This window comes from Mesorhizobium kowhaii (genome assembly GCF_003253745.1).
In the GTDB taxonomy this organism is placed as follows: domain Bacteria; phylum Pseudomonadota; class Alphaproteobacteria; order Rhizobiales; family Rhizobiaceae; genus Mesorhizobium; species Mesorhizobium kowhaii.
On the sequence record NZ_MZXV01000046.1, the window covers coordinates 1 to 6502 of the forward strand.

Consider the following 6502-nt stretch of genomic DNA (forward strand, 5'->3'; position numbering starts at 1 on the left):
AATGCGTGCTCGGCAAAGCAGCCGTCGACCACGCTCTTGTCGGCGAGATTGCCGCGGATGAAATGATAGCCCGCATTGGTCTTGCGGCTCGTTTCCTCCAGCAGCCGCAGCCTCGCCTCTTTGATCTGCGGATCATAGTAGCTGTTGACGCTGTCGATGCCGACAACCTCGTCGCCGCGCTCCAGCAGACGCTTCGATACGTGATAGCCGATGAAGCCGGCTGCGCCGGTGACCAGAACCTTCATCCGAAGCGCCCGTCCGTAACATGCCTGGGCAACATATCCGCGATGTCGTAGACCACTCCCAGGTCCTTGCAAAGCACGTGCAGGCCGGCATTCCTTCCTTCAATTGCGCGACGATGTCGGCGCCCTCGGCTGCCCACGGCGACCCGCCAATCATCTCGTTCCGGCTCGGATTTGATCACCGAATCGCTCGCTTGGGATCCCCGATCGCCTCTTCGAGGAGCGACAATACATCAAACAAGGATACCGCTCGCCGTCGGCTCTGGATCAGTGAGCCGACGCCTGGGCATTTTGCTCGCGAGCCCGCTCAACCAACCGTCGAATTCGGACGACGAGACCCCGCACATATCCAGGAAACGCGGTAGCATGAGCGGCTCATCGGCCCGGCAAGCGAGACCGGGGCGACAGGTAGTTCCGGAACGTATCCCAAGCTCGCGCAGCCAAGGAAGGAAGACGGGGCTTGTAACACCGCTTGGATAACAGAAATGGGTCGAGACCATTCGTCTTTGAGTTCCGAGGCGAATGTAATCTCGATTCTGGCGGATCTCGCGCCGGAAAAGAACTTTGTCGAGCGGAACACGATGTCTGTGGGTATGCAGCTCGACTTGCACGAGCCCAGGGTCGAGATCTACCAACTCGCTCGCTGACATAATCTGCAGGATGCGGGAAGCGACAAGGGCATTGTAGTCGACGCCCAGTTCGGATGCGAGTCTGCACAAAAGCTCGTCTCGGTCATCGGCGGAATAGCCATTCTCATTCGCGAAGCGGCATATGTTGGCCGCAACGTCTTGCCGAACGCCGCGCTGCGCAAGAGCGACGGAGCGTTCTGCGATGCGGAGCCGAGCCATCTCCAGAGTGCGGTCGCGAGCTTTCCACAACAGATAACTGCACATGAGATCGAACACTGGTCGCCGATATTTAGAGTAGAAGCTCGTTAGATACACCGTCACCGGAATCCCATACTTCTCGAGCAGCGGGTAAGCGACGGCTGCAAAATCATGGAAACCGTCGTCGAAAGTCAGGCAAAGCGACTGGGGGGGCAGTTCGCCAGCATATAGTCGATTAAGTGCATCATCGAGAGGAAGCACGTTGTATCCCTGCTCGCTAATGGCCGCCAACCGCTGTTCAAACAGATTGCCGGGAATGTATAGCTCCGGATTCCAGCAGTGCTCGTCGGCCAAGGAGATACCGTGATAGCACAGTATCAGGAGGCGCTCTCTACGCCATCGGCTTCCCCGTAGTGCGGCACAGCCGCCTACGGATCGGGCGGCCCGCAACGCCATAAGCTTCGTCGCTCTGAGCATCAATCAGCGCTCCACGCATGTTCAACGGACATAGGTCAGATTCGAATAGACCAGCATGGTCCGCACCAGGATTTTCAGATCGATCGCGGGGCCAAAATTGGACACGTACTGCAAGTCATACTCCAGCTTGATCCGCGTTCCCTCTACGTCGGCCGCGTAGCCATAGTAGACCTGCGCCAATCCCGTTAGCCCCGGCACAACCGAATGCCGGTGATCGTAACTGGGCAGTTCGGCCCTGTAGACTTCTACCAACTCCGGCTGCTCAGGCCTCGGCCCGATCAGGGTCATGTCGCCTTTGACGATGTTCCATAGCTGTGGCAGCTCATCGAGGTGGGAAAGCCGCAGAAACCGACCAAAGGGCGTGACGCGGGGATCGTTTATGGCTGTGGCCACAGCCATCCCGGACTGGCATTGCTGCATACTGCGCAGCTTGCACATTCGAAAGATGCGCCCTCCCTTGCCTATTCGGTTCTGGACAAAAAAAACTGGCTTGCCCATTAGGACCAGGATTGCAAGCCCGCATGCTGCTATCAACATAATAGCAGGCAGAGCAGCAAGAGCGACAAACAGAATATCCATCGCACGCTTGACAGTGGCATAAGTGGGGCGTAGCACAGTGCCGGTTCGTTGCCCGGCTAGCCATACAAAAGATCGACCGTTCATCGGTCTCGGTCCTGGTTTGACTGGCGTCCCAAGACGATAGTTAGGTCTGTCGCGCGTGGGTAGAAATGCCGGCTACCTCATCCAAAAGCAGTACTTTGGATTACCAAATTTAATATCTTGACTTGCCCGCGGCCACTGCGGCTGAAGCACCACCGACTGGCACAACCTGAAGACATGGTTGCGATTCAGCGACTGTCCTGGATGACCTTCAGGCGGTCTGCACCACCAAAATTGGCGACACAGGGCTGGGGAGAACGTTGAGTGATCCTCCAGGAAGATGTATCCTGCTCACTGCGCGGCAAAGCTGCACAGGCCTGGTTTCAGAAGCCAGTTGCCTTCTTTTGCGGCCCCAATTGGACATCAACCGCGTTCCGGAGCGAGCCATGGGCGCTGGGGTGGAGTATCATCGTCGAGAGCTGGCCTTTGCTCTCGATGCCACGCATCCAAGCCACTCTCTTCCTCAGCTGCCACGTGCAGCAAAAAGCATTTTGGATATTGGTTGTGGCATGGGGCAGACTTTGATGGCTCTCCGACTCAACCCGGGCATCGAAGCCTGGGGCGTGGACCCCGACATGGAGGCGATAATGGCCGGTCGGGAAATCGTAGGAAGCAATATCCATCTTGTCCTCGGCGCCGGCGAGCACCTGCCTTTTCCGGATGCAAGTTTCGACCTTGTGTTCTCGCGCGTCGCTATGCCTTACATGGATATCCCCATCGCCCTTGCAGAAATTTCCCGAGTGCTGCGGCCTAGCGGGAAGTTCTGGGCCGCATTGCACCCACCTGGTATGCTGGCTAAGCGGATCGGCGAGGATTTCCTCAGGGGACAGGCACGGGATTTGGCCTTCTGCTGCTTCGTCGCGCTCAATAGTGGCTCGCTTCGCCTCTTTGGCAGGCAATTTCGGATCCGGGGCCATTGCGAGACCGTACAGACCCGTGCTGGATTCCAGAAGCTTCTCAGCGCTTCCGGTCTTGAGCCCTTGCCGGCCGGCACGCGGTCGAACCAGCTCATAGTCGAGGCTCAGAAACGGCAATAAGCATATCCCGCCGCCGTATCAGATTCTGAATCCGACGCGGCCACACGAACAGCGTTTGATCATGCTGGATCTTACCCCGCGGCGGCACAGTATTTCGCGCGTCTCAGCGATTTGCTAGAGATGAGACGGCAGATTGCGATCCATAGGCGGTCCACGGCTCGCTAGGCGGATTTTCTCAGCAGCGCTTTGAGCTTGGCAAGGCGATCTCGATGAAATTGAAGTCGGGCCTATAGGGCGGGAGAACGAGGAGTCTCGCACCGGCCGTCTCGATCGCCTCTGAAAGGCCAGAGCCGCCACGCCGAACCGATTCGGCTGTTCGGGTGGGGAACCGACGAGGTTGTCCGCGCGAAGGTCAAGGTTCGGTGCCCTCGTCCCAACGAGAGCAACGGCGACGGCTACCTGCGCCGCTATGATTGGAGTCAAGGAACTGGACATCCGCGTCGGCTTCCAGCTAGGTGAGCTATCACATACCAGCGACGTTCGTCTGACGCGGGTTATTATTGCTCGCGGGGCCTGCCTTGACAAATTATTATGGCGGTGTCCTCAGAATTGCTGCAAACTGGCGGCGTTCTGGCTTGGCATCGACAACGGCGCCTCGACCAGTTCTTCAGGAACCTAAATGCCTTGGTTTTCCGCGTGTGATTTCACGGACGCAGCTATGATTTTCGTTCTGATGTTCGCAATAATCGGGGAGTTTGTCACCTTTGCTGTCATCACCCCCTTGTTCGGCTGGACCGTTGCACTTCTGGCCGCACCAGGCGGCGGCGTTTTGATGGCACTGCTCGCCAGCGTGTTTCTCAGCAAGCGATACCGGACGTCCTCCGCACAGCCGAATTCCGGCGGCCAAACTGAAACGGGCGAAAGGGGCCTATGAAGGTTCGGCCTCTGGCGCCGAGCTGAGGAGGAGGTCCCTTAAGCCTCTGCGCGTGCGCTCTGGGCACGCGCATTCGCCGTCTCTTGCCAAGTGGACATATTCCGGGCCGCCCTTGAATCGATGGACGCCGGCTCTCAAGCTGATTAGATTTTGTCGACCCTTTTTCAGGCCGCTGGTCAAATTCGGAGACAGCGGACCCGACAGATGCAAAACTCGGACATGAGCCTCCGCCTGGTGACTGACTTCGAGAACAGCCCCGAGTGCCTCACTCTGGAGGGGGGAAAGGAAGTGCGTCTGATACGCGCGGTGGGAATCCGCGAGATTCTTACTGCGCTGCCCAGCGCCGACGCGATCGTGGTCAACGGCACGCTTTCTGTCATCTTTAGGCTTGTCTTATACTTTTTGATATTCCCGTGGAAACGAAAGCCCATCGTCGCGGTCGATGTTGTTCTTCGGAAGGCGCAGAGTCCTAAACAAAAAATGGCGCTCATCTTCAAACGATTGCTTCTCTCTCGAGTCGATCACTTTATTCATTATTTCAAGGATCTCCGCGGATACCAGCTTCATTACGGAATAGGTCCCGATCGCAGCGCCTACATCCCGTTCAAGGTCAATATCTGGAATGCCGGCCCGGCGTCGCTGGCTATCGAGGAGACATATGTATTCACAATGGGAATCTCCCAAAGAGACTACGGGTCGTTCATCGAGGCGATCTCGCGTCTTTCGTATCCGGCAGCCATCCCGGAGTTCAGCTTTTGGAAATTCGAGAATCGCGCCGCCGATTTCGCATGGACTCCGGACAATCTTCCGGCCAATCTGGAGTTGCTTGCGGATACAGGCTCTGACGAAGATCTTGTGCGCAATCTCGCCCGAGCCAAGGTCGTGGTGATCCCGACGCTTAGATCAAGCCTTTGCGCCTCAGGCATCAGCACCTATCTGGACGCCATGTACCTTGGTAAATGCGTGATTACGTCAGAGGGCCCGGGAGCGTCCGAGTTGCTCAGGTCCGGGCAGGCCATTTTGGTGACACCCGAGGATCCGGACGCGCTGCAGAGAGCAATCCGCGAGGCCTGGGAAAATCAGGAGTTGCGCGAACGGGTAGCGGCAGCCGGCCAACGTTATGCCTTGAGCTTGGGCGGCGAAACGGAACTGTTGGAGCGCGTGTTTCGAAAAACCGTCGAGCTGCTGAATGCTTAGAAACGTCGGGACTCAAGACGTTTTCGAAGGCTGGATTCCGATGCCAGCCGCGCTTCATGCAGAATTGCTGGCGCAGCCGGCAAGGGCGACCATCGTGTCATCTCGGCCGTCATCGCTACGGATGTCCGGGCGCTTCGCCCCATCGTTTGAACCACAGGCAGCGGCTTAGCGAACGGCAAATATTGCATCGTCAGCCCGTCCGCATAGCGAAGAAGCTGGATAGCCTCAGGAAGGCTGAAGCCCCGGGTGGCCTTCTCGACAAGCAGAGGCGAACTTCGAGGCCGTCTGCACCTCGGCGAAGTGGATGTGGATGAACTCAATCGGCAGTCTTTGTCGCCCTCGACCTCAGGAGCCTGCCGATATCATGCGCTGCAGGCAGCGATGCAGAGTCGAACGGGTCAGATGTGGGATCTGGGTTGCAACGCATGGAGCAATCGTCCAGGGCAGTAGAATGTACCGGCGGATCCCGCGGGCCTGTCGGCTAGATTGGCTACCGATGTCCGGTTCTTCCACTTGGAGACGACGGTCTGTCTCAGGCTCCCACTGATATTTGTATCGCTCGGCGGATGCCTCTGTCGTGCGGGCGCTCCCCGTAGAACCTGGCCTATGGTGTCTCCTTCCAAACCTGCGAAAGTACTTCGCCAAGCACGCGAGATTTGATGAAAACTGGAGATCGCTCACGATCCGGGTTTACTGGCGGAGGGTCTCGCAACGGTGCTGTTGCTGGATATCGGGATGAGCGCTCCTGTCGAACTCGGATCCAAGGTTGATGCTCCAACAGCCGGTTCGCAAGCAAGCGGACCGACGCAAGTACTTGATCTCGCAAGCGCGAAGATCCGCTGATGGGACGGATAAGCTAGCCGGGGAACACGCACCCTAATATTTCGGCCGATCCATAAGAATTTAACGTTTGGTTGAACGAGCTATTGGGGCCTCCGGCTCAGTATGAACCCAAAATGTCGAGCGCGCGTGTTCGCTCCGCCTGATCACGGGCTCGTCACGTTGCTGCGGGGGCCGAATGTCAAGAACCGACTTACTGAGCTCGCTTGTCGGTCCGATCATTTCGGTTTCGGAGTCGTCTTCGTTGGGGGGCGCGTTCGCGCGGTATGAGCAGGATTTCGCCACCTATAATGATAGCCACTGGGCGGCTGACGGCACTGACTGGGCCTCGGCGAACTATTACGACCG

At 57.7% G+C, this 6502-nt stretch carries 6 protein-coding genes and 1 pseudogene; 3 read left to right on the plus strand and 4 right to left on the minus strand.

Translation table 11 applies throughout. The features are described from left to right. The 3 genes from B5V02_RS21165 to B5V02_RS21175 all read right to left on the minus strand — a co-directional run. Nucleotides 1–245: NAD-dependent epimerase/dehydratase family protein (locus B5V02_RS21165; RefSeq protein ID WP_146606118.1), on the minus strand; the 245-nt coding region annotated here is incomplete at its 3' end. A gap of 230 nt (nt 246–475) precedes the next feature. Then, nucleotides 476–1423 (minus strand): polysaccharide deacetylase family protein, encoded by a 948-nt coding sequence (locus tag B5V02_RS21170; RefSeq protein WP_167458596.1) that lies wholly within the window; start codon nt 1421–1423, stop codon nt 476–478. Between the two features lie 144 nt (nt 1424–1567). Further along, on the minus strand, nt 1568–2125 hold the full coding sequence (locus tag B5V02_RS21175) for a sugar transferase (protein WP_167458597.1): 558 nt from the start codon (nt 2123–2125) through the stop codon (nt 1568–1570). Nucleotides 2126–2592: 467 nt separating this feature from the next. Here B5V02_RS21175 and B5V02_RS21180 point away from each other — a divergent pair, with 467 nt between their 5' ends. Next, nucleotides 2593–3243 carry a class I SAM-dependent methyltransferase gene (locus B5V02_RS21180; RefSeq protein WP_111546060.1) on the plus strand — a complete coding sequence of 217 codons (651 nt, stop codon included), beginning with the start codon at nt 2593–2595 and terminating at the stop codon, nt 3241–3243. A gap of 164 nt (nt 3244–3407) precedes the next feature. On the opposite strand, the pseudogene B5V02_RS41175 reads toward B5V02_RS21180, so the two are convergent. Continuing rightward, nucleotides 3408–3532, minus strand: a pseudogene (locus B5V02_RS41175) (IS630 family transposase); the annotation flags it as partial. A gap of 369 nt (nt 3533–3901) precedes the next feature. Between B5V02_RS41175 and B5V02_RS21190 the strand changes: the two are divergent. Both B5V02_RS21190 and B5V02_RS21195 read left to right on the plus strand, forming a co-directional pair. Continuing rightward, complete coding sequence (locus tag B5V02_RS21190) at nt 3902–4117, plus strand: hypothetical protein (RefSeq protein ID WP_111546061.1); 216 nt, start codon at nt 3902–3904, stop codon at nt 4115–4117. A 204-nt stretch (nt 4118–4321) separates the two neighbouring features. Continuing rightward, the gene (locus tag B5V02_RS21195) at nt 4322–5314 is read left to right on the plus strand and encodes a glycosyltransferase (protein ID WP_111546062.1); all 993 of its coding nucleotides are present in this window, start codon (nt 4322–4324) and stop codon (nt 5312–5314) included. Nucleotides 5315–6502 lie beyond the last annotated feature (1188 nt).

What these genes read in the sequence shown, in the direction of transcription:
- B5V02_RS21175 (WP_167458597.1), bottom strand. Translation starts at nt 2,125, where the DNA reads ATGGATATTCTGTTTGTCGCTCTTGCTGCTCTGCCTGCTATTATGTTG.
- B5V02_RS21180 (WP_111546060.1), top strand. Translation starts at nt 2,593, where the DNA reads ATGGGCGCTGGGGTGGAGTATCATCGTCGAGAGCTGGCCTTTGCTCTC.
- B5V02_RS21190 (WP_111546061.1), top strand. Translation starts at nt 3,902, where the DNA reads ATGATTTTCGTTCTGATGTTCGCAATAATCGGGGAGTTTGTCACCTTT.
- B5V02_RS21195 (WP_111546062.1), top strand. Translation starts at nt 4,322, where the DNA reads ATGCAAAACTCGGACATGAGCCTCCGCCTGGTGACTGACTTCGAGAAC.